Annotated in this window: 23 protein-coding genes and 1 riboswitch; of the genes, 7 read left to right on the top strand and 16 right to left on the bottom strand. The window is 70.8% G+C overall.

Going from position 1 to position 23,672, the window contains the following annotated elements; all coding sequences use genetic code 11:
- The first annotated feature begins 15 nt into the window (after positions 1-15).
- Both PP359_RS10415 and PP359_RS10410 read left to right on the top strand, forming a co-directional pair.
- Positions 16-1,437 (top strand): glycoside hydrolase family 1 protein, encoded by a 1,422-nt coding sequence (locus PP359_RS10415; RefSeq protein WP_499250517.1) that lies wholly within the window; start codon positions 16-18, stop codon positions 1,435-1,437.
- Complete coding sequence (locus PP359_RS10410; RefSeq protein WP_499250516.1) at positions 1,434-2,264, top strand: Cof-type HAD-IIB family hydrolase; 831 nt, start codon at positions 1,434-1,436, stop codon at positions 2,262-2,264. Before PP359_RS10415 ends, PP359_RS10410 begins: the two co-directional genes overlap by 4 nt.
- Positions 2,265-2,294: 30 nt before the next feature.
- On the opposite strand, the gene mmuM is transcribed toward PP359_RS10410, so the two are convergent.
- The gene (mmuM, locus tag PP359_RS10405; protein ID WP_499250515.1) at positions 2,295-3,167 is read right to left on the bottom strand and encodes a homocysteine S-methyltransferase; all 873 of its coding nucleotides are present in this window, start codon (positions 3,165-3,167) and stop codon (positions 2,295-2,297) included.
- Positions 3,168-3,240: 73 nt separating this feature from the next.
- On the opposite strand from mmuM, the gene PP359_RS10400 reads away from it, so the two are divergent.
- Together PP359_RS10400 and PP359_RS10395 are read left to right on the top strand one after the other, a co-directional pair.
- Complete coding sequence (locus PP359_RS10400) at positions 3,241-3,879, top strand: LysE family translocator (RefSeq protein ID WP_499250514.1); 639 nt, start codon at positions 3,241-3,243, stop codon at positions 3,877-3,879.
- Positions 3,880-3,940: 61 nt separating this feature from the next.
- Positions 3,941-4,804 (top strand): Cof-type HAD-IIB family hydrolase, encoded by an 864-nt coding sequence (locus PP359_RS10395; protein ID WP_036321571.1) that lies wholly within the window; start codon positions 3,941-3,943, stop codon positions 4,802-4,804.
- Positions 4,805-4,898: 94 nt separating this feature from the next.
- On the opposite strand, the gene PP359_RS10390 is transcribed toward PP359_RS10395, so the two are convergent.
- The 4 genes from PP359_RS10390 to PP359_RS10375 all read right to left on the bottom strand — a co-directional run bounded on the left by PP359_RS10390 (position 4,899) and on the right by PP359_RS10375 (position 7,860).
- On the bottom strand, positions 4,899-5,726 hold the full coding sequence (locus PP359_RS10390) for an SDR family oxidoreductase (RefSeq protein WP_036321551.1): 828 nt from the start codon (positions 5,724-5,726) through the stop codon (positions 4,899-4,901).
- Positions 5,723-6,508: an enoyl-CoA hydratase/isomerase family protein gene (locus tag PP359_RS10385; RefSeq protein ID WP_039416290.1), complete on the bottom strand. Its 786-nt coding sequence runs from the start codon at positions 6,506-6,508 to the stop codon at positions 5,723-5,725. Before PP359_RS10385 ends, PP359_RS10390 begins: the two co-directional genes overlap by 4 nt.
- The gene (locus PP359_RS10380; RefSeq protein ID WP_036321548.1) at positions 6,505-7,266 is read right to left on the bottom strand and encodes an SDR family NAD(P)-dependent oxidoreductase; all 762 of its coding nucleotides are present in this window, start codon (positions 7,264-7,266) and stop codon (positions 6,505-6,507) included. Before PP359_RS10380 ends, PP359_RS10385 begins: the two co-directional genes overlap by 4 nt.
- 96 nt (positions 7,267-7,362) lie before the next feature.
- Positions 7,363-7,860: a hypothetical protein gene (locus PP359_RS10375; RefSeq protein WP_499250513.1), complete on the bottom strand. Its 498-nt coding sequence runs from the start codon at positions 7,858-7,860 to the stop codon at positions 7,363-7,365.
- 53 nt (positions 7,861-7,913) lie between these two features.
- Here PP359_RS10375 and PP359_RS10370 point away from each other — a divergent pair, with 53 nt between their 5' ends.
- The gene (locus PP359_RS10370) at positions 7,914-8,639 is read left to right on the top strand and encodes a phosphotransferase (RefSeq protein WP_499250512.1); all 726 of its coding nucleotides are present in this window, start codon (positions 7,914-7,916) and stop codon (positions 8,637-8,639) included.
- Positions 8,640-8,761: 122 nt separating this feature from the next.
- Here PP359_RS10370 and glpK read toward each other — a convergent pair whose 3' ends face one another.
- The 3 genes from glpK to PP359_RS10355 form a co-directional block, all read right to left on the bottom strand.
- Complete coding sequence (gene glpK / locus PP359_RS10365) at positions 8,762-10,276, bottom strand: glycerol kinase GlpK (protein WP_036321542.1); 1,515 nt, start codon at positions 10,274-10,276, stop codon at positions 8,762-8,764.
- Positions 10,277-10,324: 48 nt separating this feature from the next.
- Positions 10,325-11,083 (bottom strand): MIP/aquaporin family protein, encoded by a 759-nt coding sequence (locus tag PP359_RS10360; protein ID WP_294978245.1) that lies wholly within the window; start codon positions 11,081-11,083, stop codon positions 10,325-10,327.
- A 118-nt stretch (positions 11,084-11,201) separates the two neighbouring features.
- Complete coding sequence (locus PP359_RS10355) at positions 11,202-12,929, bottom strand: glycerol-3-phosphate dehydrogenase/oxidase (protein ID WP_499250511.1); 1,728 nt, start codon at positions 12,927-12,929, stop codon at positions 11,202-11,204.
- Between the two features lie 168 nt (positions 12,930-13,097).
- Between PP359_RS10355 and PP359_RS10350 the strand changes: the two genes are divergently transcribed.
- Positions 13,098-14,084, top strand: coding sequence for a sugar-binding transcriptional regulator (locus PP359_RS10350; protein ID WP_294944876.1), 987 nt, complete (start codon positions 13,098-13,100; stop codon positions 14,082-14,084).
- On the opposite strand, the gene PP359_RS10345 is transcribed toward PP359_RS10350, so the two are convergent.
- The 3 genes from PP359_RS10345 to PP359_RS10335 form a co-directional block, all read right to left on the bottom strand.
- Positions 14,065-14,859, bottom strand: coding sequence for an energy-coupling factor transporter transmembrane component T family protein (locus PP359_RS10345; protein ID WP_295819759.1), 795 nt, complete (start codon positions 14,857-14,859; stop codon positions 14,065-14,067). The genes PP359_RS10350 and PP359_RS10345 overlap by 20 nt on opposite strands.
- Positions 14,856-16,328, bottom strand: coding sequence for an ABC transporter ATP-binding protein (locus PP359_RS10340; protein ID WP_499250510.1), 1,473 nt, complete (start codon positions 16,326-16,328; stop codon positions 14,856-14,858). Before PP359_RS10340 ends, PP359_RS10345 begins: the two co-directional genes overlap by 4 nt.
- A gap of 2 nt (positions 16,329-16,330) precedes the next feature.
- Positions 16,331-16,987: an ECF transporter S component gene (locus PP359_RS10335; RefSeq protein WP_294944879.1), complete on the bottom strand. Its 657-nt coding sequence runs from the start codon at positions 16,985-16,987 to the stop codon at positions 16,331-16,333.
- Positions 16,980-17,089: riboswitch (TPP riboswitch) on the bottom strand. It overlaps the preceding gene by 8 nt.
- 33 nt (positions 17,090-17,122) lie before the next feature.
- Between PP359_RS10335 and PP359_RS10330 the strand changes: the two genes are divergently transcribed.
- A complete protein-coding gene (locus PP359_RS10330) occupies positions 17,123-18,532 on the top strand; it encodes a serine hydrolase family protein (protein ID WP_244295585.1) in 1,410 nt (469 codons plus the stop codon).
- A gap of 19 nt (positions 18,533-18,551) precedes the next feature.
- Here PP359_RS10330 and PP359_RS10325 read toward each other — a convergent pair whose 3' ends face one another.
- From PP359_RS10325 to PP359_RS10305, 5 genes are read right to left on the bottom strand one after another with little or no spacing between them, the layout of a single operon-like run.
- Entirely contained in the window at positions 18,552-20,147 is a 1,596-nt protein-coding gene (locus PP359_RS10325) for an SLC13 family permease (protein WP_112931969.1), read from the bottom strand.
- A 34-nt stretch (positions 20,148-20,181) separates the two neighbouring features.
- Positions 20,182-21,132 carry a DnaJ domain-containing protein gene (locus PP359_RS10320; protein WP_036318145.1) on the bottom strand — a complete coding sequence of 317 codons (951 nt, stop codon included), beginning with the start codon at positions 21,130-21,132 and terminating at the stop codon, positions 20,182-20,184.
- Between the two features lie 8 nt (positions 21,133-21,140).
- Entirely contained in the window at positions 21,141-21,668 is a 528-nt protein-coding gene (locus PP359_RS10315; RefSeq protein ID WP_112931971.1) for a hypothetical protein, read from the bottom strand.
- Positions 21,665-22,501 (bottom strand): LssY C-terminal domain-containing protein, encoded by an 837-nt coding sequence (locus tag PP359_RS10310; RefSeq protein WP_499250509.1) that lies wholly within the window; start codon positions 22,499-22,501, stop codon positions 21,665-21,667. The genes PP359_RS10315 and PP359_RS10310 overlap by 4 nt, the downstream gene beginning before the upstream one ends.
- The gene (locus tag PP359_RS10305; protein WP_112931972.1) at positions 22,501-23,565 is read right to left on the bottom strand and encodes an enoyl-CoA hydratase/isomerase family protein; all 1,065 of its coding nucleotides are present in this window, start codon (positions 23,563-23,565) and stop codon (positions 22,501-22,503) included. The genes PP359_RS10310 and PP359_RS10305 overlap by 1 nt, the downstream gene beginning before the upstream one ends.
- Between the last annotated feature and the right edge of the window lie 107 nt (positions 23,566-23,672).

Genomic DNA, 23,672 nt, shown 5'->3' with positions numbered 1-23,672 from the left:
ACAAGGAGAATCATCATGAGCACCACCGCACCCGCCTTCCCCGAGGGTTTCCTCTGGGGCGGTGCCACCGCCGCCAACCAGCTGGAGGGCGCCTACCGCGAGGGGGGCAAGGGCCTGTCGGTCCAGGACGTCATGCCCCACGGCATCGTCGGCCCGCGCACCGCGGGCCCCACCGACGACAACCTCAAGCTGGTCGGCATCGACCACTATCACCGCTACGCCGAAGACATCGCACTGTTCGCGGAGATGGGCTTCACGACGTACCGGTTCTCGATCGCATGGAGCCGCATCTTCCCGAAGGGCGACGAAACGGAGCCCAACGAGGAGGGTCTGGCGTTCTACGACCGCCTGCTCGACGAGCTCGACAAGCACGGCATCGAGCCGCTCGTCACGATCTCGCACTACGAGACGCCGCTGCATCTCGCCGAGACCTACGACGGATGGACCGACCGCCGGCTCATCGGCTTCTACGAGCGCTACGCCCGTACCCTCTTCGAGCGTTTCGGCGCCCGGGTGAAGTACTGGCTGACCTTCAACGAGATCAACTCGCTGCTGCACGCGCCGTTCATGTCGGGCGGCATCAACACCCCGAAGGATCAGCTCAGCGCACAGACCCTCTACCAGGCCATGCATCACGAGCTCGTCGCCTCGGCGCGGGCCACCCGGATCGCACGGGAGGTCGCCCCGAACGCCCAGATCGGGTGCATGGTGCTGTCGATGCCGGTCTACCCGCTGACGCCCTCACCGGCCGACGCACGGGAGGTCATGGCCTTCGATCACTCCAACCTGGTCTACGGCGACGTGCACACCCGCGGCGCCTACCCCGGGTACTTCCTGCGGACTCTTCGCGAGAAGGGCATCGAGCTCGAGATCACGGAGCAGGATCGCGAGGATCTGCAGAACACCGTCGACTTCGTCTCGTTCAGCTACTACATGTCCGTCGCCGCCACGGCCGACCCCGCGAAGAAGGTGACGGGCGAGGGCAACATCATGGGCGGCGTGCCGAACCCGACGCTGGAGGCGAGCGAGTGGGGCTGGCAGATCGACCCGGTCGGCCTGCGCCTGGTGCTGAACCAGTTCTGGGACCGGTGGCAGAAGCCGCTGTTCATCGTGGAGAACGGCCTGGGCGCGAAGGATGAGCTCGTCGAGATCGACGGCGTGAAGACGGTCGTCGACGACTACCGGATCGCATATCTGAACGACCACCTCGTGCAGGTCGGAGAGGCGATCGCCGACGGCGTGAACGTGCTGGGCTACACCTCCTGGGGATGCATCGACCTGGTCTCGGCATCCACCGCCCAGCTCAGCAAGCGATACGGCTTCATCTACGTCGACCGCAACGACGACGGGTCGGGCACCCTCGATCGCTACAAGAAGAAGTCCTTCCACTGGTACGCCGACGTGATCCGCACCAACGGCGGAGCCTTGACCGTATGACCCGCCCCTCCTCCGCGACGGTCGGCTCCGCCCGGACACGTGCGATCTTCCTGGACGTCGACGGGACGATCATGCACGGCGGCCGCCACATCCCGCCCACCGCGGTGGAGGCGATCCGCGCCGCCCGTGCTCGGGGACACCTGGTGTTCCTGAGCACGGGGCGCGGCACGGCGGAACTGCACGACGAGCTCATGGACATCGGCTTCGACGGCGCCGTGACCAACGGCGGCGCGTTCGCCAGCCTCGGCGGGCGGATCGTCGCCGCCACCCTGTTCACCCCCGACGAGGTCGCGCGCTTGCAGCGCTATCTGGTCGACAACGACCTGCACGGATACTTCCAGTCGTACGACCAGCTGTTCGGCTCGGCGGAGCTGTCCGCGCTCTTCGCCGAGAGGTTCGGGGCCGCCGGCCTTCCCGGCAAGGTCTTCCGCGAGCCGCACGAGATCGATCCGACGCTCCTCGCGAAGCTCGTGTTCGTGACCGACGACGAGGATGCCGCGGCGCGCGCGCTGACCGAGCTGGCGGATGACTTCGAGGTCGTCGGGGGCACCATTCCGGTCGCGTTCGCGGCCTCGGGCGAGATCGCGCCCCGCGGCGTGCACAAGGGAGCCGCGATCCGCTCGCTGCTCGCCGAGCTCGACCTCGACGCACGCGATGCGGTCGGCATCGGCGACAACTGGAACGACGTCGAGATGTTCGCCGCGGTCGGCACCGCCGTCGCGATGGGCAATGCGGTCGACGGCGTGAAAGCGCTCGCCGATCAGGTCACCGCCGCGATCGACGAGGACGGCCTTTCCCTCGCGTTCCTCCGTAACGGCCTGGTCTGACCCGAGGCGCCGGACGCAGCGCGGTGGTCGTCAGCGCAGCGACGCCGCCAGCGCCGCGATATGCGCCGGAGTCGTGCGGCAGCAACCGCCGACGAGTCGGGCACCGGCCGCGATCCACGCGCTCGCCAGCGCGGTCGGCACACCCCCCTCGCCCACCCAGGTGCGGGCCTCGGCATCCCAGCGCTCACCGGAGTTCGGATAGGCGATGCCGGCAACGCCCGATGGCACAGCCGCGAGGGCGGGTGCCACCGCCTCGGGCGGGCAGCAGTTGACGCCCACCGCGACGACACCGGCGACCTCGGCCGCGTCGGCGAGCGCGGCGGCGAGATCCGCACCCACGAAGCCACTGCTGGCTGCGGAGAGGCTGATCCACACCGGCAGATCGGGGCGGCCGAGACGGCCGAGCTCGGCGGCGAGCGCCTGCACCTCGAGTCGGCTCGGAATCGTCTCGATGGCGAGGGCGTCGGCCCCGGCATCGGCCAGCACCTCCAGCCGGCGGCGGTGGAAGGTGCGCAGCGTCTCGACGTCGACGTCGTACGCACCGGTGTACTCGCTGCCGTCGGCACGGACGGCCCCGAATGGGCCCACGGATGCCGCGACGAACGCATCGCCCGCGCCCTTCGCGAGCGCGACGCTGCGGCGCAGCAGGTCGTCGACCTCGTCGTCGTCCATGCCGATGCCGTACGCGAGCTGGTAGGAGGAGGTGACGAGCACGTCCGCGCCGGCATCCACGAACTCGGCGTGGGCGGCACGGACCTCTTCGGGGTCGTCGCGCAGCAGCCGCGCCGACCACAGGCGACCGCTCAGGTCATTGCCGCGCGACTCGAGCAGCGTGCCCAGACCGCCGTCGAGCACGAGGGGACGGTCGCGGAGTGCGGAGCGCAGGTCTAAGGAGGAAGCCATCGCTGCCACCGTAGCCGCTCTGGGCGAGAGGCGTGGGCGAGGAGGGGGCGCACCGCGCCCCTAGACTGACGCCATGGTGCCCTGGGAGAACCTGCTCGCGTTCACGCTGACGGCGCTGGTGCTGATTCTCATCCCCGGCCCGGCGGTGCTGTTCTCGGTCGGACGTACCCTCGCGCTCGGGCGCACCGGCGGACTGCTGAGCGTCGCCGGAGTGAGCCTCGCGCTCATCCCGATCGTCGCACTCGTCGCGGTCGGAGTCGGGGGCCTCGTGGCGCAGTCGATCGTGCTGTTCACGATCCTCAAGGTCGTCGGCTCGCTGTACCTCGTCTACCTCGGCATCCAGGCGATCCGCCACCGCAAGAGCGCCACGGCGGCACCCGATCTGACCGGGCTGCCGCGCGGGCACGCCCGTCAGCTCTGGCAGGGCTTCGTCGTGGGTGTCACCAATCCGAAGACGCTCGCCTTCTTCGTCGCGGTGCTGCCGCAGTTCGTCGATCTGAAGGCCGGCGCGGTGCCGCTGCAGCTCCTCGAGCTCGGCCTGGTGTTCGCACTGCTCGCGGTCGTATCCGATTCGATGTGGGTGCTCGCCGCCGCGGCGGCGCGCGTGTGGTTCGCGCGCTCACCGAAGCGCATCGAGCGGCTGAGCGCGACCGGGGGCGGAATGATGATCGGGCTCGGCGGCATCCTGCTCGTCACCGGGCCGAAGCACTGAGGTTCGGGCCGGCGACGGTCGCGACACCGGACGTTCAGGCGCACCGGGGAGAATGGATGCCGTGAGCTCCTCGTCGATATCCCCGTCCCGCCGCCGCATCATCTTCATCGACATCGACGGGACGATCCTCGAACACGGGGCCCAGATGTCGGCCTCGACGCCGGTCGCGATCGCCGCCGCGCGCGCGAACGGTCACCTGGTGTACCTGTGCACGGGTCGCTCGGCCGGCGACATCAACCCGAAGGTGCGCGCCATCCCCGTCGACGGCGCCATCACCAACGGCGGCGCCTTCGCCGTCCGCGGCGACGAGCAGATCGTCGCGCACCTCATGCCGCGCCCCCTCGTCGACCGGATGATCGCGTACTTCGAAGAGCACGGTGCGCACTACTTCCTGCAGACCGACGGCACCGTCTACGTCAGCCCCGGCGTGCTCGAGCACGCCCGCCGCTTCGTGCGAACCCACCCCCCGGTCGACGAACGCGCGGCGGCCGCCGCCTCGGAGGATGTCGCCCTCCTCAACCATTACCGGCCGCTCGACGAGGTCGACCTCGATGCCGTGGTCAAGGCGACCTTCCTCAGCACGGCCAGCGACACGCTCACCCGCGCCGCCGACGAGCTGGGGCCGCAGTTCCACGTGATCCCCGGTTCCATCCCGCTGCCCGGCGGCTCGAACGGCGAGATCTGCCAGCAGGGCGTCAACAAGGGCGCGGCGATCACCGAGGTGCTCGCCGTGCTGGGGATGGATGCCGCCGACGCCATCGGCATCGGCGACAGCTGGAACGACGTCGAGATGTTCGAGGTCGTCGGCACGTCGGTCGCGATGGGCGGTGCCGATCCCGAACTGCAGGCGATGGCCGACCTCGTCACCACCGGCGTGCTGGAGGACGGCGTCAGCAACGCGCTGACGCGTCTCGGGCTGATCTGACACCGCGTTTCGACTCGCTCGGCTCGCTCAACGACCGGGTGTCACACCTCCGGTCGTTGAGCGAGGAGCGCAGCGACGAGTCGAAACGCAGGGCTCAGAGGAAGATGTCGGGGAACAGCTCGTGGTCGGGCGTGCCCGGTGTCGCCGCGTAGCGGGAGAAGTCCGTCACCCCGGCATCGCGCAGCACCTGCTCGACGATGAGTGTCTGACCGGTGTACTCGCGCGCCGGACGCGTGAGCACTTCGTACGCCGCGTCGGCGTAGACCTCGGGGGTGCGGCTGACCTTCATCATCCGGTCGCCGCCGAGTGCGAACTGCACGGCGGCCGTGGCGATCGTCGTCTCGGGCCACAGGGTATTGGCGGCGATGCCGTCCTTCGCGAACTCCGCAGCCATCCCCAGCGTCGCCATCGTCATGCCGTACTTGGCGAGGGTGTAGCCGGTGTGCGCACCCAGCCAGCGCGGCGTGATGTTCAGGGGCGGCGACAGCGAGAGGATGTGCGGGTTCTCGGCATCCTTCAGAATCGGCACGGCGGCACGGCTGAGCATGAACGTGCCGCGCACGTTGACGTCCTGCATGAGGTCGTACTTCTTCGCGGCGAGCTCGAGCGAGCCGGACAGGTCGATCACCGAGGCGTTGTTGACGACGATGTCGATGCCCCCGAACTCGCCGTGGGTCTTCAGCACCGCAGCGGTGATGTCGTCGTCGTTGCGCACGTCGCCGACGATCGGCAGAGCCCGACCGCCAGCCGCCTCGATCTCGGCCGCGGCGCTGTGCACGGTGCCGGCGAGCTTGGGGTGCGGGGTGTCGGTCTTGGCCATGAGGGCGATGTTGGCGCCGTCGCGGGCCGCCCGCAGAGCGATCGCGAGGCCGATGCCACGGCTGCCGCCCGACATGAGGATGGTCTTTCCGGCGAGAGTCATGCGCGTCCCTTTTCAGAGGTGGGCGAGGTGGATGCCGCGGCGAACGCCGCGACCCGGGCCTTCGCCTGCGGGGTGTCGAAGCTGGCGCCGATCGTGCGGGCTTCGTCGTCGAGGTTGTCGGCGAAGGCGCGACGCGCGCCGGCGCGGACGAGGCGCTTGGCCTGACCGAAGGCCGCGGTCGCGCCGTCGAGCCAGAATCGGGCCAGCTCGGCGGCACGTGCACCCGGGTCGTCGGCGATCTCGGTGACCAGACCCCACTCGAGCGCGGTGGCCGCGTCGATGGTGAGGTCATCGAGCAGCATCCGCAGCGCGCGGGTCTGCCCCACCGCCGCCGGAAGCAGCGTCGAGACGCCGAGATCGGGGGTGAGGCCGATATTGGCGTACTTGCTCACGAAGCGCGCCCGGGGCCCTGCGACGACGTAGTCGGCCGTGAGCATCAGACCGAGTCCCCCACCCGCGACGGCGCCCTGCACCGCCGCGACGATCGGAATGTCGGAGTCGACGAACGTGCGGATGCCGTCGTGGATTACGCGTGCCATCGCTGTGATGTCGTCGCCGCTCGAGCCGGAGGCCGCCATCTCGACGACGTCGCCGCCGGCGCAGAAGGCGGGGCCTGCGGCATCCAGCACGATGGCGCCGACCGTCGGATCGGCGGTGATCTCGTGGGCGAGGTCGCGCCAGAGCGTGCCCATCTCGAAGCCCATGGCGTTCAGCGACGCGGGCCGGTTGAACGTGAGCCGGGCGAGCGCGCCGTCGCGGGTGTGGATGATCGAGGCGGTCACTTCGGCGCCATCCGGATGGCGCCGTCGAGGCGGATGGTCTCACCGTTGAGGTAGCCGTTGCGCACGATCTCGGCGACCAGGCTCGCGTATTCGTCCGGCCTTCCGAGGCGGGCCGGGTAGGGAACCTGCTGACCGAGACTGTGCTGCGCGGCCTCCGGGAGACCGGCGAGCATCGGGGTCTCCATGATCCCGGGGGCGATGGTGACCACACGGATGCCGTAGCGCGCGAGCTCGCGGGCGATCGGCAGCGTCATCGCGTGCACACCGCCCTTGCTCGCGGAGTAGGCGGGCTGGCCGATCTGACCGTCGAAGGCCGCCACCGAGGCCGTGTTGACGATGACGCCGCGGTCGCCGCCGTCGGTGGGCTCCGTCTTCGCGATGGCGGCGGAGGCCTGCCCGATGACGTTGTACGTGCCCACGAGGTTGACACGCACGATGCGCTCGAAGTGTGCGAGATCGCTCGGCGACCCGTCGCGCTCGAGCACCTTGGCGGGCGGAGCGATACCGGCGCAGTTGACGACCACCCGCAGCGGAGCCTGCGCCACGGCGGCGTCGACGGCGGCAGCGATCTGCGTCGGGTCGGTGACGTCGGCGGCCGCGAAGGTGCCGCCGAGTTCCGCAGCCCGCTCGGTGCCGGCGGAGGTGGGGAGGTCGACGATCACGACGTGCGCGCCCGCATCGGCGAGGCGTCTCGCGGTGGCCAGGCCGAGGCCGCTGGCCCCGCCGGTGACGAGCGCGGATGCGCCGACGATATCCATGGATTCTCCTTCGAAGTCCGGACTGCTCCCGTCGCTCAGCGACGGGTCGTGCTACTGAGTGCCAGCATACGCGGTACTAGGTCTCAATATGCCACCTCAGTGTGCTCGGAGGATCTCCCCCAGCCGCGCCAGCAGATCGTCGGGACGGGCGAGCAGCACGCGTGCCTCCGGCACGGCGACCAGGTGATCGACGAGGCGCCGGGCCAACGCGGCATCCCGCCGCCGATAGCCGGAGAGGTAGTGCGGCGTCGCTCGCCACTCCACGACCGCCCCGTCGTCGGTGGTGACCCGAACGGGAAAGGTCGGCGTCTCGGAGATCTCTCCCGACGAGCCGCCGAAGATGCCCTCGATCAGCGGCACGAGGGTGTCGCCGACGGCGGGATGCGGCCACCACGTCGCGGGCACGTCAGCGACCACCGCGCGCACCCGTCCCCAGGGCACGAAGCCGGCGGGCGCGTCCCCGAGCGCGGGCTGCAGGCCGTCGGGGCGCAGGCGGACGTGACGCGCGGCGGCATCCCCGAGGGCGAGGGCCGGCCCGTCGGTGTCGTCGAGAGCGGTGAGCACGCCGACACGGCGAGCGACAGAGGTGGGCACAGTTCCATCTCACCACGGACGCCGCCGCGGGCGCGAGGGGCAGGATGGATGCCGTGAGCATCCCGAGCGAGCACCTTCCGGTCCCGGTCCGGGTGCGGCGCCTCGCGGCGGGTGCCGGGCTCGCACCGGTCTGGCGCAACGCAAGCGGCGGAGTGACCTTCCATACCGACGACGGCCGCTACATCAAGTACGCGCCCCGCACCCTCGAGACCACGATGGCCGCCGAGGCGGCACGTCTGGCCTGGGCGCGCGCCTACACGCCGGTGCCGGAGGTCGTCGCGCACGGTGAGGCCGGCGATCACGAGTGGCTCGTGACGCGCGCGCTGCCGGGCCTGTCGGCGGTCGACCCGCGGTGGGTCGGCGAGCCGGCGACTGCGGTGGCCGCCGTCGGCGCGGGGTTGCGCGCCCTGCACGACGCCCTCCCGGTCGCGGACTGTCCGTTCGACTGGTCGGTGCCGGCGCGCGTCGCCGCGGCCCGCCGCCGCGGCGTCCGCCTGCCCGTCGCGCTCACCGAGGGACCCGTCGTCGACCGGCTCGTCGTGTGCCATGGCGACGCCTGCTGCCCGAACACGCTCATCGGGGGCGACGGGCGCTGGAGCGGACACGTCGACCTGGGGGCGCTCGGCGTCGCCGACCGGTGGGCCGACATCGCGGTCGCCGCCATCAGCACCGAATGGAACTACGGGCCGGGTTGGGAGCGCGCCCTGCTCGACGGCTACGGCATCGACGCGGATGCCGAGCGCATGAGCTTCTACCGCGACCTCTGGAACGCGACGTAATCCTCCGTGCTCCCGCCGGCACGGGACCGCCCCCGCACGCGAGATCGGGGTCGCACACGGTCGTCATGCCTCGCGAGAGGCGACCGTCTGCGACCCCGATCCGGGTATCGCGCGGAGCGAGATCAGTTCACGTCAGCGTCGACCCAGTCCATCGACTTGGTGACGGCCTTCTTCCACAGGCGCAGCTGACGCTCGCGCTCGGCGACGTCGTCGTTCGGCGTCCAGCGCTTGTCTTCCTGCCAGTTCGCCCGCAGCTCGTCGAGGTCGTTCCAGAACCCGACCGCGAGACCGGCCGCGTAGGCCGCACCGAGGGCGGTGGTCTCGGCGACCACCGGCCGCACGACCGGAACGCCCAGGATGTCGGCCTGGAACTGCATCAGCGTGTCGTTGGCGATCATGCCGCCGTCGACCTTGAGCTCGGTGAGGTCGACACCGGAGTCCGCGTTGACGGCATCCAGCACCTCGCGCGTCTGGAAGGCGGTGGCCTCCAGCGCAGCGCGGGCGATGTGGTTGCGGTTCGCGTAGCGGGTGAGACCGACGATCGCACCACGGGCGTCCGGACGCCAGTACGGTGCGAACAGACCCGAGAAGGCGGGCACGAAGTAGACACCGCCGTTGTCGTCGACCTTCTTGGCCAGCTCTTCCACCTCGGGGGCGGAGGAGATGATGCCGAGCTGATCGCGCAGCCACTGGATGAGCGACCCGGTGACGGCGATCGACCCCTCCAGCGCGTAGTGGGCGGGCCCGTCGCCGAGCTTGTAGCCGACCGTCGTGAGCAGACCGTTCTCGCTCTTCACGATCTCGGTTCCGGTCTGGAAGATCAGGAAGTTGCCGGTGCCGTAGGTGTTCTTGCTCTCGCCGGCATCGAACGCCGCCTGGCCGAACGTCGCCGCCTGCTGGTCGCCGAGGATGCCGGCCACCGGAGTCTCGCGCAGGAGCGACGTGTCGCGCGCCTCGCCGTAGACCTCGCTGGAGGAGCGGATCTCGGGCATCATCGAGCGCGGCACACCGAAGTCGGCGAGGATGTCGTCGCGCCATTCGAGGGTCTTCAGGTCCATGAACAGCGTCCGCGACGCGTTCGTGACGTCGGTCGCGTGCACGCCGCCGTCGGGGCCGCCCGTGAGGTTCCAGAGCACCCACGTGTCGGTCGTGCCGAAGATCAGATCACCGGCTTCGGCCTTCTCGCGCGCACCCTCGACGTTCTCGAGGATCCAGACGATCTTGGTGCCCGAGAAGTAGGTCGCGAGCGGCAGACCCACGATGTCCTTGTAGCGCTCGACTCCCGCATCGCCCGCGAGCCGGTCGACGATGGGCTGCGTGCGGGTGTCCTGCCAGACGATCGCGTTGTACACCGGGATGCCGGTGTTCTTGTCCCACACGACGGCGGTCTCGCGCTGGTTCGTGATGCCGACCGCGGCGATGTCGTGCCGCGTCAGGTTCGCGCGACCGAGCGCGATGCCGATGACCTCGCGCATGTTGTCGCGGATCTCGATCGGGTCGTGCTCGACCCAGCCGGCGCGCGGCATGATCTGCTCGTGCTCCTTCTGGCCGACGGAGATGATCGAGCCCTTCTTGTCGAAGATGATCGCGCGGCTGGAGGTGGTGCCCTGGTCGAGGGCGATGATGTAGTCGCTCATGAGTGGACGTCCTTGTCTAGGTGTCTGTAGTGAGGATCGGGAACGGGATCAGAGGTGCGCGAGGTGCAGCAGCACCGGAGCGGCGAGCGCGGCGATCGTGCCACCGAGCAGCGGGCCGACGACCGGCACCCAGGCGTAGGACCAGTCGCTGGAGCCCTTGCCCTTGATCGGGAGGATCGCGTGGGCGATGCGGGGACCGAGGTCACGAGCCGGGTTGATGGCGTAGCCGGTGGGGCCACCGAGCGAGGCGCCGATGCCGACCACCAGGAGGGCGACGGGCACGGCGGTGAGCGGTCCGAGCGCACCCGGAACACCGATCTGCACGTCGCCGTAGTCGGCGAACGCGAAGATGACGAACACGAGCACGAAGGTGCCGATGACCTCGGTGATCAGGTTCCAGCCGTAGGAGCGGATGGCGGGACCGGTGGAGAAGACTCCGAGCTTGGTGGCCGCGTCCGGCTCCTCGTCGAAGTGCTGCTTGTAGGCGAGCCAGCAGAGCACCGCACCGATGAACGCGCCGACCAGCTGCGCGGCGATCGCGACGAAGAACTGCGCGACGCCGATCTTGCCGGCGATCAGCAGGGCGATGGAGACGGCCGGGTTCAGCTGTGCACCGGAGTAGGAGGAGACGAGCACACCCGCGAACACCGCGAGGCCCCAGCCCCAGTTGATCATCAGCGTCCCGCCGCCGAAGCCCTTCGACTTGGCGAGGATGACGTTGGCGACGACGCCACCGCCGAGCAGGAGCAGCATCGCCGTCCCGACGAGCTCTGACACGAAGTAGAGCCCGAGATTGATGTCGTGCATGTCAGCATTGACCTTTCTGCAGAGGTTCCCCCGGCGACGCCGCCGGGTGGGAAGGATGGCCTGAAGGGGATGCCGGCGTCAGGCCGCGCCGGATTCTAGAAGCGGCTCCTCCTGCCTCTCATGCGCTCAAGGGCGCCAGGTGGGAGGTTTCCACATCGATGCGGTGCCGCTCCTGGAGCTCGCGGGCCGCGTCGTCGATCTGGGCTCGGATGGCATCGGCATCCCACCCGAGCACGGGGGCAGCCGCCTCCGCGACCTCGGCGAGGGTGTCGGCGGTCACGCCGCCGACGAACGCGATGTGCGTGCGGCGCAGCAGCAGATCGATGAGCGTGACGACCTCCTCACGCTCGGCCAGGAAGGCGATCTCCTCCGCCGAGTAGCCCGGGGCGTGCTCGAGGGGGCGCTGGTTGACCGGCAGCGTTCCGAGCATCTCGGTCGCGTAGGTGCCGTAGCGCTCCAGCATGCGATCGGCGAACGCGGCGCTGTGCGCTCCACGATGGGCCTCGAGCCAGCGCGAGCGGTCCGCGTCGGTGCGCGGGTATCCGGCGCCGCCGCCGATGGCGAGATCGAGCGTCGAGATCCGGCGCGGACGCCCGAGCGCAGCGAGCACCTCAGTGGACAGGTGCTCGGCGAGGGCACGGAAGGTGGTCCACTTCCCGCCGACCAGGCTCATCACCGGAACGCCGGCGGCACCGCCCAGGCGCGCCTTCTCGATGCGGTAGTCGCGCGACACGAAGCCCGGCGCGAGGTCGTCGTGCCGGGGCAGCGGGCGGATGCCCGAGAACGTGTAGACGATCTGCGAGCGGTCGACCGCGATGTGCGGGAAGACCTGTGCGATGAGGTCGAAGAAGTACGAGATCTCGTCGTCGGTGCAGACGGTCGGCGTCGACGGGTCGGCGTCGATGTCGGTCGTTCCGACCATGACGCGGCCCTTGAGCGGGTAGATCAGCACGATCCGACCGTCGGCCGCCTCGAAGAAGATCTCGTTGCCGCGGGTCGCCTCCAGCAGCTCCGCATTCTCGAGGACGATGTGCGAGCCCTTCGTGCCGCCCATGAATCGGGTGGGGGTGCCCAGAGCGTCATTGGTGATGTCGGTCCAGGGGCCGCTCGTGTTGACGACGACGTCGGCGGTGAAGGGGAACTCCTCGCCGGTGACGGCATCGCGGATGATGACCGCCTTCCCGTCGGCACCGACGACGGGTGCGTAGTTCGCGGCGCGCGCGGACTCCTCCCGGGCACCGTCGCGCAGCACGTCCAGCGCGAGGCGCTCGGGGTCGTGCATGGAGGCGTCGTAGTAGGTCGCGGTGTAGCGGAACCGGTCATCGAGGTCGGGGAACAGCTCGCGCGAGCGGCGACGCCCGTGGAACCGGTGGCGCGGGACGGCACCCCCGTCGCGCGAGAAGGTGTCGTACATGACGAGACCGAGCTTGATCAGCAGCGCACCGCGCTCGCTCGGCTTGCCGCGGCCGTGCGTGACGAGCAGACGGAAGGGCGCAGTGAGGATGCCCGAGATGGTGCGGTGGATCGGAATCGTCGTGGGCAGCGGGCGCACGAAGTGGGGCGCGTTGCGCACGAGCCGGTTGCGCTCGGTCACCGACTCCTTCACGAGGCGGAACTCGCCGTTCTCCAGATACCGCACACCACCGTGGATCATGTGGCTGGATGCCGAGGACGCGCCGCTCACGTAGTCGTCGCGTTCCACGAGGGCGACGTCGACGCCCTGCAGCGCGAGGTCGCGGAACGTCGCGATGCCGTTGATTCCACCCCCGATGACGAGAACGTCCGCGTGGGGGCGGTCCTTCAGGGCCTGGATGTTCGGACGGATCGTCGCCTTCGACTCGGTCATCGCTCTTCCTTCCGCGGCTTCGCAGTGTCTCGCCGCGCGTTTTTCACGGTGGAACGGATCTACACTGAAACGCCGGTGAACGAACGCGCAAACGATCTGAACATACGTGCATCGTAGCCCGCACCCTGCACGAATGTGCAGGAGGAATGTTCATGATCAGGAGGACACGTGAGCATCGAGACCGACGCCGAGGCGCGAGCCCGTGACGCACTGCACGCCGCGCAGCTGTACTACGTGCAGGACCAGACGATGGAGCAGATCGCCTCCGAGATGAAGCTGTCGCGATCATCGGTCTCGCGCCTGATCGCTCACGCCCGCGAGATCGGCCTGGTGGAGATCACGGTTCATTCGCCACAGGAGGCCACGAGCGTCGTCGCCCGGCGTCTGTCCGAGCGCTACGGCATCTCGGTGCACGTCGTCAGCACGCCGCCGCGTTCCACCGACGCCGAGCGCCTCGAGCGCACCGCGCGCACCGCGGCGCACGTCCTGTCGACCACGCTCGATCCCCAGGCGAGCATCGGCATCGCCTGGGGCGCGACCGTGTCGGCGATCGCCCGTCATCTGCCGACCAAGCGGCTGCACGAATCGCAGATCGTGCAGATGAACGGCGCGGCCAACGAGTCGACCTCGGGCATCAGCTACTCGGGGGCCATTCTGGAACGCTTCGGGCAGGCCTTCGGCACCGACGTGCAGCAGTTTCCCGTGCCGGCGCTGTTCGATGACCCGCACACGAAGCAGCTGCTGTGGCGGGAGCGCTCCATCCGCCGCGTCGTGGAGGCGCAGGCGCGCGTGCAGGTGTTCGTCTTCGGGCTCGGCTCGCCCCAGGCGGACGTTCCCTCGCACGTCTATGCCGGCGGCTACCTGACCGGCGAGGATCTGCGGGTGCTGCTGCGCGACGGCGTCGTCGGCGACTGCGCCACGGTGTTCTACCGGCTGGATGGCTCGACCGGCGGCATCGAGCTCAACGATCGCTCGAGCGGTCCGTCGTTCGACGTCATCCGCCGCATCCCCCGTCGCCTGTGTGCGGTGTCGAGCCTGTCGAAGATCGACGCGCTGCGCGGCGCGCTGGCGGCGGGGCTCATCACCGAACTGGTCGTCGAGGAGGCTCTCGCCCGCCGCATCGTGGAGCTGCCGCTCAGCGCGGCCCGAGGATGAAGTTCCACGTGCCCGCCGCAACCGCGGCCGACACCGAGACGGCGGAGATCGCGACGCCCACCGCCACGAGCATCCATTCGCGCCTGCCGAAGCGGGAGGCGCGGGCCCACGTGCGGCGGCCGGGAGCGCCGAAGCCGCGCGCCTCCATCGAGGTGGCGAGCTTGGAACCGCGGCGGATGGAGAGCACGAGCAGCGCGAAGGCCATGCCGGCGAAGCGGCGAACACGCCCCTGATCGGCGATGCCGCGTGCCCGGCGGGCGAGTTCCAGAGCCCTCCAGTCCTCGAGGAACAGTCCGACCATGCGCAGGCCCGCCAGCGCGCCGAGCACGAACCGTGCGGGCAGGCGCCACACCTGGGCCAGGCCGTCGGCGAGATCAGTGGGATCGACGGTGACGAACAGCACGACCGAGGGCAGGGCCACGGCCAGCACGCGGAAGAAGGTCGCGACCGCCAGCGCGAGCGACCCCTCGCTGATGCGCAGGACGAACCATTCGACGTAGACCTGCCCGGACGCCGCGCCGTAGAGCGCGATCGTCAGCGCCGTCAGCGGCGCGGCCAGCCACACGGGCCAGGTCCGCATCCAGAACTCCCGCCACCGCAGCCCCGCGAACACGAACAGGACGCTCTCCAGCGCCAGCGCGACCGCGGCCGACACCCAATCCAGCGTCACGATCAGCGGCAGGGCGATCACCGCGCTGGCGGCGAGTTTGGCGACCGGATTGACCCGCGCGATGACGCCGGGCCGGGTGCGGGTGTCGGCGGCGAGCATGCTCATGCCGCGGCATCCGCAGTCAGCGCGAAACGCCGGGCGTGGAGCGCATCGACGACGGCCTCGTCATGGGTGATCGCCACGATGGCCGACCCCTCGTCGCGCAGGCGGGCCAGCAGCGCGACCAGCTCCGCCCACGTGCGCGCGTCCTGGCCGAAGGTCGGCTCGTCCAGCACCAGGACGCGCGGGGCGGTGGCGAGGACGGCGGCGACGGTGAGCCGGCGCTTCTCCCCTCCCGAGAGCGTGTACGGGTTGGCGGCGGCCAACGCGGTCAGCCGCAGCCGCTCCAGCAGCTCGTCCACGCGGGCGGCAGACGCGGCCTCGTCCACTCCGAGCGCGCGCGGCCCGACCTCGAGCTCGCCGCGTACCGACCGGGCGAGCAGCTGATGCTCCGGGTCCTGGAAGACGGTGCCGATACGGGTGAGAAGCTCACGTGAGCGCCACGCGATCGGTGCCGGCGCGGCGCCGGCGGCGAGCGTCGCCGAGGCCGACAGGTCGCCGGATGCCGGCCGCAGCAGTCCCGCGAGAGTGAGGCCGAGAGTCGACTTGCCGGCCCCGTTGGGCCCCGTGATGGCGAGCGCCTCCCCGGCGCGGACCTCGAGATCGATGCCCGTGGCGACCGGCACGCCGCGCACGCGCGCGACGGCCAGGTCCCCCGCGCGCAGCAGGTCGTCGCCCGCGGCTGCGGCGGGCGGAGGCGGCACCGCCGCCGGGATGCCGGGAACCCAGACACCCGCGTCGGCGAGCTCGGCCGCCCGCGCGCCGAGCACGCTCTGCGGCGGGCCGTCGGCGAGCAGTCCCTCCGCCCCGAGCACGATCACCCGGTCCACGAGCGGGAGCCAGACGTCGACCCGATGCTCCACGACCACGAGCGTCGCCCCGGTGCCGTCGAGAACGCGCCCCACAGCGTCGCGGACGTCGGCGACACCGGCCGGGTCGAGATTGGCGGTCGGCTCGTCCAGCAGGAGCAGGCCCGGCCGCATGGCCAGCGCGCCGGCGAGCGCGAGCCGCTGCTTCTGCCCGCCCGACAGCGCCTGCGTCGGCCGGTCGATCTCGACGTCGAGCCGCACGGCATCCAGTGCCGCGTGCACGCGCGGCCAGATCTCCTCACGCGGCACGCCCAGGTTCTCGCAGCCGAACGCGACGTCGTCACCCACTCGCGCGAGGATCACCTGCGCGTCGGGATCCTGCAGCACGAGGCCCGCCCGGCCGCGGGTCTGCGCGGCCGGGACGCCGTCGATCAGCAGTGCTCCCGCCGACTCGCCCTCCTCGTCGCCGCCGAGCACGCCCGCAAGCCCCTGCAGCAGGGTCGACTTGCCCGCGCCGGAAGCACCGAGCAGCAGCACGCGTTCGCCGGGTTCGATGCGAAACGACACGTCGCGCACAGCCCACGCCCGGCGTGACGCGTGCCGCCAGCCCCATCCCTGGGCGCTGACCGTGACCGGCGCGACCGGCCCGCCGAGGTCGACGGCCACGCTCAGACGAGGTCGCGGCGTTCGCGCCCCGCGGCGAAGCGATCCAGCGCACCGGTCGCGGCGAGACCGCGCGCGAGCACCCACGAGAGGGCACCGGCGATGACGGCGCCCGAGATGGTGGTGCAGATCAGGTAGATCACCGTGAACGCGGCGTCGGCCCCGGCGTACCAGAGGATCAGATTGTTGATGCCCCCCGCAAGGGCAGCCCCGGCGCCGGCGAGGATGGCGACGGGGAGCTTCCACGCCCGGTAGAAGAACAACAGGAAGACGAGCTCGGCTCCGAGACCCTGGACGAGTCCCGCCTCGAGGGTCAGGAAGCCGCCCCACTGGTTGCCGACGAGGGCCGAGACGACGGCCGCGAGCGTCTCGGTGTAGATCGCCGCTCCCGGCTTGCGGATGAGGAGAGCACCCAGCACGCCGGCGAACAGCCACGGCCCGTCCAGCAGGCCCTGCATGCCGGGCAGCAGGGGTTCCAGCAGGCTCTTCGGGCCGAGGTAGCCGATGTTCCAGAGCAGGAAGATCAGGCCCGACGCGACGCCGATGACACTGGCGACGACGATGTCGACGACTCTCCAGCGCAGACGGCCGACGCCGACGGCGGAACGGGATGCCGCGGCATCCGACGAGGTGACGGTGGACGGGGACGCAGACGCGTGCATATTCTCTCCTCCCTGCGCCGGCATGATCCGGATCAGGTTCGACGGTCGAAGCGTGGATCGCTTCCTCTCAGCCCGGCTCACCGGACTCCCGTGGTTGTGCGCTCGAGTATAGCGGCGAACGGGTACGTTGAGCGGGTGACCTCGGACGACGCGCCCCCGCCGTCGCGCCGCGCGCTGCGCGAGAGCACCGCCCCGACCGATACCGTCGTCGTCCGCAACCGCGCAGGCCGCCGCGCGCTCGCCTGGGTGGACGATGAGACCGTCACCGGCGCGGTCGATACGCCGATCGCGGCCGGTGCGGCTCCCGACCTGCTTGCTCGACGCCCGCGACGCTCCCCGCTGCGCGCCGGCGTCGTCGTGCCGTTGCTCACCGCCATCGGCGTCTGCGGCGCCTACGCGGCCGCGACGCTGCTCTGGCCGCTCTGGGCCGTGGCGCCGACCGTGCGGGAGATCACGCCCGACGGACCGGTGGCGACCGTGTCGGCCGTGGCGTGGCCGTCCGCGGGCGCCGGCGCCGTCGGCGTCGCGGGATTCGAGGCCGTCGCGGCATCCTCGAGCGCACCCGTCTCGATGGCGAGCATCTCCAAGGTCGTCACCGTCCTGATGATCCTCGACGAGATGCCGCTGAGCGTCGGACAGCCCGGGCCGGAGTTCACCTTCACCTCGCGCGACCGCCAGACGTACTGGGACTATCTGGCGGACGACGAGTCAGCGCTGGATGTCCCCGTCGGAGGCACGCTCACCGAGTACCAGATGCTGCAGGGCATTCTGATGGGGTCGGCGGGCAACTACACGAATCGACTGGCCAGCACCCTCTGGCCAACCGACGAGGTCTTCGCCCAGGCCGCGCGGGCATGGCTGGACCGTCACGGCCTCGGGGCCATCACGCTGTCCGAGCCGACGGGAATCGACCCCGCCAACACCGCCGAGCCGGCCGCTCTGGTGACGCTGGCGCAGCTCGCCCTCGCCAACCCCGTGGTGGCCGAGATCGCACGCACTCGCAGCGTCGAGCTGCCCGGGGCGGGTGAGGTGACGAACACGAACGATCTGCTGACCGACCCCGGCGTCGTGGGGCTGAAGACGGGCAGTTTGGCAGCGTTCTACAACCTGCTCGCGGCGAAGGACATCACCGTCGGGACCACCCAGGTGCGCGTCTATGCCACCGCTCTGGGTCAGCCCACTGCCGAGGCACGCGACCAGGAGACGGCACGTCTGCTGTCCGAGGTCACCACCGAGGTCTCGACACCCCTCGCCCTGCCGGCCGGCACGCTCGCCGGCGTGGTGAGCACCGCCTGGGGGGCGACGGCGAACATCGTGACGGATGCCGACGCGGCAGTCATCCTCTGGAACGGCGCCGCGGCGGCGACGACCACGACGCTCGATCTGGGACAGGCCCGCACGGCGAACGCCGCCGTCGGCCAGGTGCTGGTGCGCGGCCCGTTGAACGCAGCGACGGTCGGGGTGCACCTGACGGCCGACATCCCCGATCCCGACGCGTGGTGGCGTCTCACCCACCCGCTGCAGCTCTGGGGGCTGGTGCGCTGATCGCGCCCGGCGCGACGCGTCAGAACGGCCAGATGAGCGGCACGTACAGCACGGCGACCGCGAGGTACACGAACATCAGCGGCAACCCGAGCCGGCCGTAGTCGCCGAATCGATAGCCGCCCGGCTGCATCACCATCAGATTGGCGGGCGTCGCGACCGGGGTGAGGAATGCCGCGGCCCCGGCGACGGTGAGCGCCATCATGAACGGCTGCACACTCGCATCGAGCGCGTGCGAGATCGCGACGGCGATGGGGATCACGACCAGGACGGTCGCGACGTTGGAGATGAACTGGCCGAGCACCATCGTCAGCACGCAGAGCACCAGGAGCGCCAGGTGCGGCGAGCCGGTACCGATGACGCCGAGGACGGCGTCGGCGACGACGTCGGCGGCACCCGTCGATACGAAGGCGGACGACAGCGGAACCATCCCGGCGATGAGGATGACGGTGGTCCACGAGATGGCGCGATAGGTCTGCGGCACGCTCAAGACCCGGGTCAGCACGAGGGCACCGGCCGCCAGCAGTCCCGCCACGGCGGCGGGCACGAGTCCGGTCGCGAGCAGCACGACCATCGCCGCGAGGATGCCGATCGCCCGCTTGGCGCCCCGGCCCAGCGGAACGGCGCGCTGCAGGACCTGGGGAGGGGTGACGGCGATGACGTCGGGCGACCGCGTGTAGCGCGTCAGCGCGGCCCACGGCCCCTGGACCAGCACCGCATCGCCGGCGCGCAGCACGAGTGATCCGGCAACACCGGTGCCGCGCGAGGCGTTCGGCCCGTCCTCCTCGCCGCGGCGGACGGCGAGGATCACCAGGTTCTCGTCGTTCGTGGTCATGCCGGCCGACGCCGTGCGCCCGATGAGACGCGAGCGAGGGGACACGAGCACCTCGGCGACACCCTCGCGCGCGCTGAACAGGCGGCCCGTGTCGAGGTCGACGTCGTAGCTGTCGCGAAGGGTCTGAGCGTGCGCGCGAGGATCGGGGGCGAGATCGGCCAGGCGCTCGGCGGCACGAGCCGGAAGCAGCCGTCCGCCGCCGAGCGCGACGACGGCGACCGTCGACAGCACCAGGGGGATGCCGGCGAGCGCGAACTCGAAGAAGCCGAACTCCCGCCCGCCGGCGGCGACGGCGGCCTCGCTGACGACGATGTTCACGGGCGTGCCGGTGAGGGTGAGCAGCGAGCCCGCACTGGCGGCGAACGCTAGGGGGATCAGCAGTTTCGACGGAACGATGCCGGCGCGCACGGCGACGACGACCACGACCGGCAGCAAGGCGGCGACCGCGCCGTTGATGGAGATGAAGGCGGTGAGAACCGCCGCCAGCGCACCGATGATGACGGTGAGACGGGCCCGCCCCGCGCCCGCGCGTGTGACGACCTGATGGCCGAGCCAGGCCGTGACACCCGTGGCATCCAGCGCCTCGCTCACGACGAACAGCGACGCGATGAACAGCACCGTGGGGTCGCCGAAGCCCGCGAACGCCTCCGGGAGGGTGAGCACCCCGGTGGCCCAGAGCGCGAGCGCGACGCCCACGGCGACGAGCGCCAACGGCACCTTGCCGCTGACGAACGCGACGACCGCGAGCGCGAGGATCACGAAGGTCCAGCCGGCGGGGTCCATGTCCTCACCCTAGACGGCCGAACCCGCACGCCCCTCAGACGAAGCGCACGCTCTGCTGCAGACGGGTGCGCACATCGAACAGCTCATTGCCGCCGATGTCGCGGGCACCGGTCAGGCCCCGCCGGAGCACCGTCGCCAGCGCCGATCGCGCGACGACCGCCACGGGCAGCGAGCGCACCCGGCCGATCTCCTCGATCGCGCTCACGACGTCCTCGTCGGGCAGCACCACGATCGCGCCGCTGAAGCGGACGCGCGCCGCGCGCGCCAGCACGCGGGCCCCCGCGACCAGGTCGGCGATCGGAGAGCCCTCGACGCCCTCACCGATCAGCTCGCCGCGTCGCAGTCGCACGGGACCACCGAGATCCTCACTGAGCAGGGCGTAGAGGCCGCTGGGTCCCAGCACGATGTGATCGACCTTCAGCGACGGATCACGCGGGTCGACGGCGACGTCATGCCACACCGTGTATCCCATGCCCAGGTCGCCGATGACACGCGCGCTGGCCTCTTCGGCGAGGGCGTCCGCGAGCATCCGCTTCAGCTCGCGCGGGGCCGCGCGCACCAGCGCCGGGTCGTAGGGGTCGGGCACCTCGGTGCCGCGTCCCGCCCACTCGCGGATGAGATCGAGGTAGCGCTCTCGACGCCACCCCCCGGGCTGGCCGAACGAGCGCGCGCGTGGGCGGGTGTCGGCCGGTCGCGACGGCGGACGCCAGCTCGTACCGGCGCCGCTGCCGTCGGCGCCTTCCGGACCGTAGGAGGGCGCCGAGGCGCCGAAGCCGTGACCGCGGTCGTAGGCGGTGCGCGCCTCCGGTGTGCCGACGAGCTCCCACGCGCGCTGCACCTGCACGAAGAGCGCGGCATCTCCGCCCGTGTCGGGATGGGTCTGACGCAGCCGCAGGCGGTACGCCTTGCGGAGCTCTTCGCCGTCGGCATCCGCGGTGACTCCGAGCACCTCGTAGGCGGACGCGGAAAGGGGACTGTCGAACACGGGACCTCTCAGCGCTTCTCGGTGCGACGGGCGTACGCCGCGGCGCTGCGGCTGGACAGCGCGAGCAGCACGAGGATGTCGAGCGCCAGCGCAGGCAGGGTCGTGAACAGCGTGATCTCCTGATCGCGCGCCCACCAGCTCGCGAAGGCGCTGGCGATGGACAGGGTGGCGACGGTCATCACGGCGACGCGTGCGAGGTTGCTGCCGAAGAACAGAAGGATCACGCACACGAGCTGGATCACCACGGCGGCGCCGAGGACGACGAGCAGGACGGCGAGTGAGGCGTCAGCCAGATCGGGGGTGGCATCGATGCCGTCGAGGTCGAGCACGACCGCGCTCGCATAGCTCTTCCAGTTCACCGCCACCTCGACCATCGAGCCGATCCCGACCAGCGCGCTCAGCAGCACCAGAGCGGCGCCGGTCACCGTCGTGGACGGCCGCGACATGGCCGGGTCGTGGGCGATCGGCTGCAGGAGCCGGGTCACCGGTTCATACGACGGTCGCCGTTCGGGCCGCACGTTCCGCTCCTCGCTCATACCACGGCCTCCTCGGAGACGTGCACCCCGCGCACGTCGACCACGGGCAGGTCACCGTCGGTGCGGATGCTGTCGCCGCCGCCGTTGCGGGCGTGGTACCCGGTGGAGAAGTCGGCGATCACGTCCACGCGCACGGCGGCCTCTCCGGCGCGGAGGGTCGCGACGATGTGATCGCGCTCGACGTCGGTGTCGGCGTCGATGCGGTGGGTGACCTGCAGGGTGAACAGCGACAGGCCCACCGAGGTGTCGAACGTGCCCGCAGCCAACCAGTCGACGCGCCGGCCTCCCGGCAGCAGCCAGCCGTCCGGGCACTTCCAGAAGCGCACGTGGTGGCGCTGCGCCGGGTTGCCGTCGACCTCCTGCTGGTAGGCGAAGTCCTGTTGGCGACCGAAGAGGAACAGGGGGCTCACCGGAGCCTCGTGATAGCTGCGGCGGCGCAGGGTCGAGGTCACGATGCGCCACGACGACGCGAAGGTGACGGGATCTGCCTTCGTCCACCCCGATGCCCGCATCGCTCGCTCGATCTGCGCGCCCTCTCCCAGAAAGGCGAGGTTGACCGGATCGCCGAGAAGGCCGTCACTCGTGCGCGCACGTCCGATGAAGTAGTCGGGCACGTAGATCGTCGTGAGGATCCGATGCAGTCGGGGCAGGACGAGGTAGGCCAGCAGCAACCAGAACAGCAGGAAGCCGAGAATGCCCCACCATCCGACCGTCAAGCTCTCGGTGAAGCCCAGATAGGCGAGCCAGATGGCCGCCAGGCCCGCGAAGACGAAGAAGAACTGGTCGATCGCGACGCCGATCGACCATCTGCGCGAAGACCGGGTCCGGCTCATCACGGTTCCCACAGCGCCAGCGGCGGCTCCCACGCGAGCGCCCGCTGTTCCAGCCCATCCTCGAGGTCGTCGAACGCGGCCGGATGCCAGTGCGGGTCGCGGTCCTTGTCGACCAGCTGCGCGCGAATGCCCTCGGGCAGGTCGGGCTGGGTCTGGGCGAACCACAGCACGAGCCCGTACTCCTGCGCGAGCGCGGCGCGGAGATCCGGCAGCCGCCGGGCAGCGCGCACGGCGGCGAGCGTCACGGTCAGCGCGGTCGGCGCGAGTGTCGAGAGCGCGTCGGCGGTGGCGACGGCATCCGGCTCGGGCCGCTCACGCAGCCGCGCGATGATCTCAGCGACGGTGTCGGCGGCGAAGGCATCGTCGATCCACGAACGGGCTGCGACGAGCCGCGACGGCCCCGGCGTCTCGTCGAACAGCAGCACGATCTCGGCCGGGGTCGCCGGATCGGCACGATCGGCGAGCGCGGCGCGGAGGTCTCCGATCCGCTCGCTCGGCACCAGCGCATCGGCGAAGCCGGCGGCGAGGGCGTCCGCGGCATCCATCGACTCACCGGTGAGCGCGAGATACTCGCCGAGCCGTCCGGGCGCGTGCGCAAGCAGCCACGAGCCGCCGACGTCCGGGGTGAAGCCGATGCGCGTCTCGGGCATGGCCAGCCGCGAGCGCTCGGTGACGACGCGGACCGCCGCATGGCCGGCCAGCCCGATGCCGCCGCCCATCGTCACGCCGTCGGCGACGACGACGACCGGTTTCGCATACGTGGCGATCCGGAGATTCAGGGCGTACTCGGCGCGGAAGAAGTGCGCCGTCTCCTCGACGCGTCCCGCGAGGATCCACTCGCGAAGGCTCCGCACGTCTCCCCCGGCGCACAGGCCGCGCTCGCCCGCGCCGTCGAGGAGCACCACCTCGATGTCGGCGTCGTGCTCCCAGCGATCCAGGGCAGCCGAGATGATCTCGATCATGCCCAGGTCGAGTGCGTTGATGGCCCGTGGACGGTTCAGGGTCAGGTGGCCCACTCCCCGGACGGTGCGGACCAGCACGGTGGGTTCGGCGGCATCGCTCACTCTCGCAACGTTACCCGCGCCGTCGGTATCGGCGCCGCCCGCGCGGGCGCAAGGCCCGCGCGGGCCGATCGGGCAGGATGGAGACGGCGGCCGACGACGGCCGGTGC

It is taken from the genome of Sphingomonas sp. BLCC-B65 (genome assembly GCF_028550675.1).
In the GTDB taxonomy this organism is placed as follows: domain Bacteria; phylum Actinomycetota; class Actinomycetes; order Actinomycetales; family Microbacteriaceae; genus Microbacterium.
This window is presented reverse-complemented; position numbering and strand designations above follow the sequence as displayed.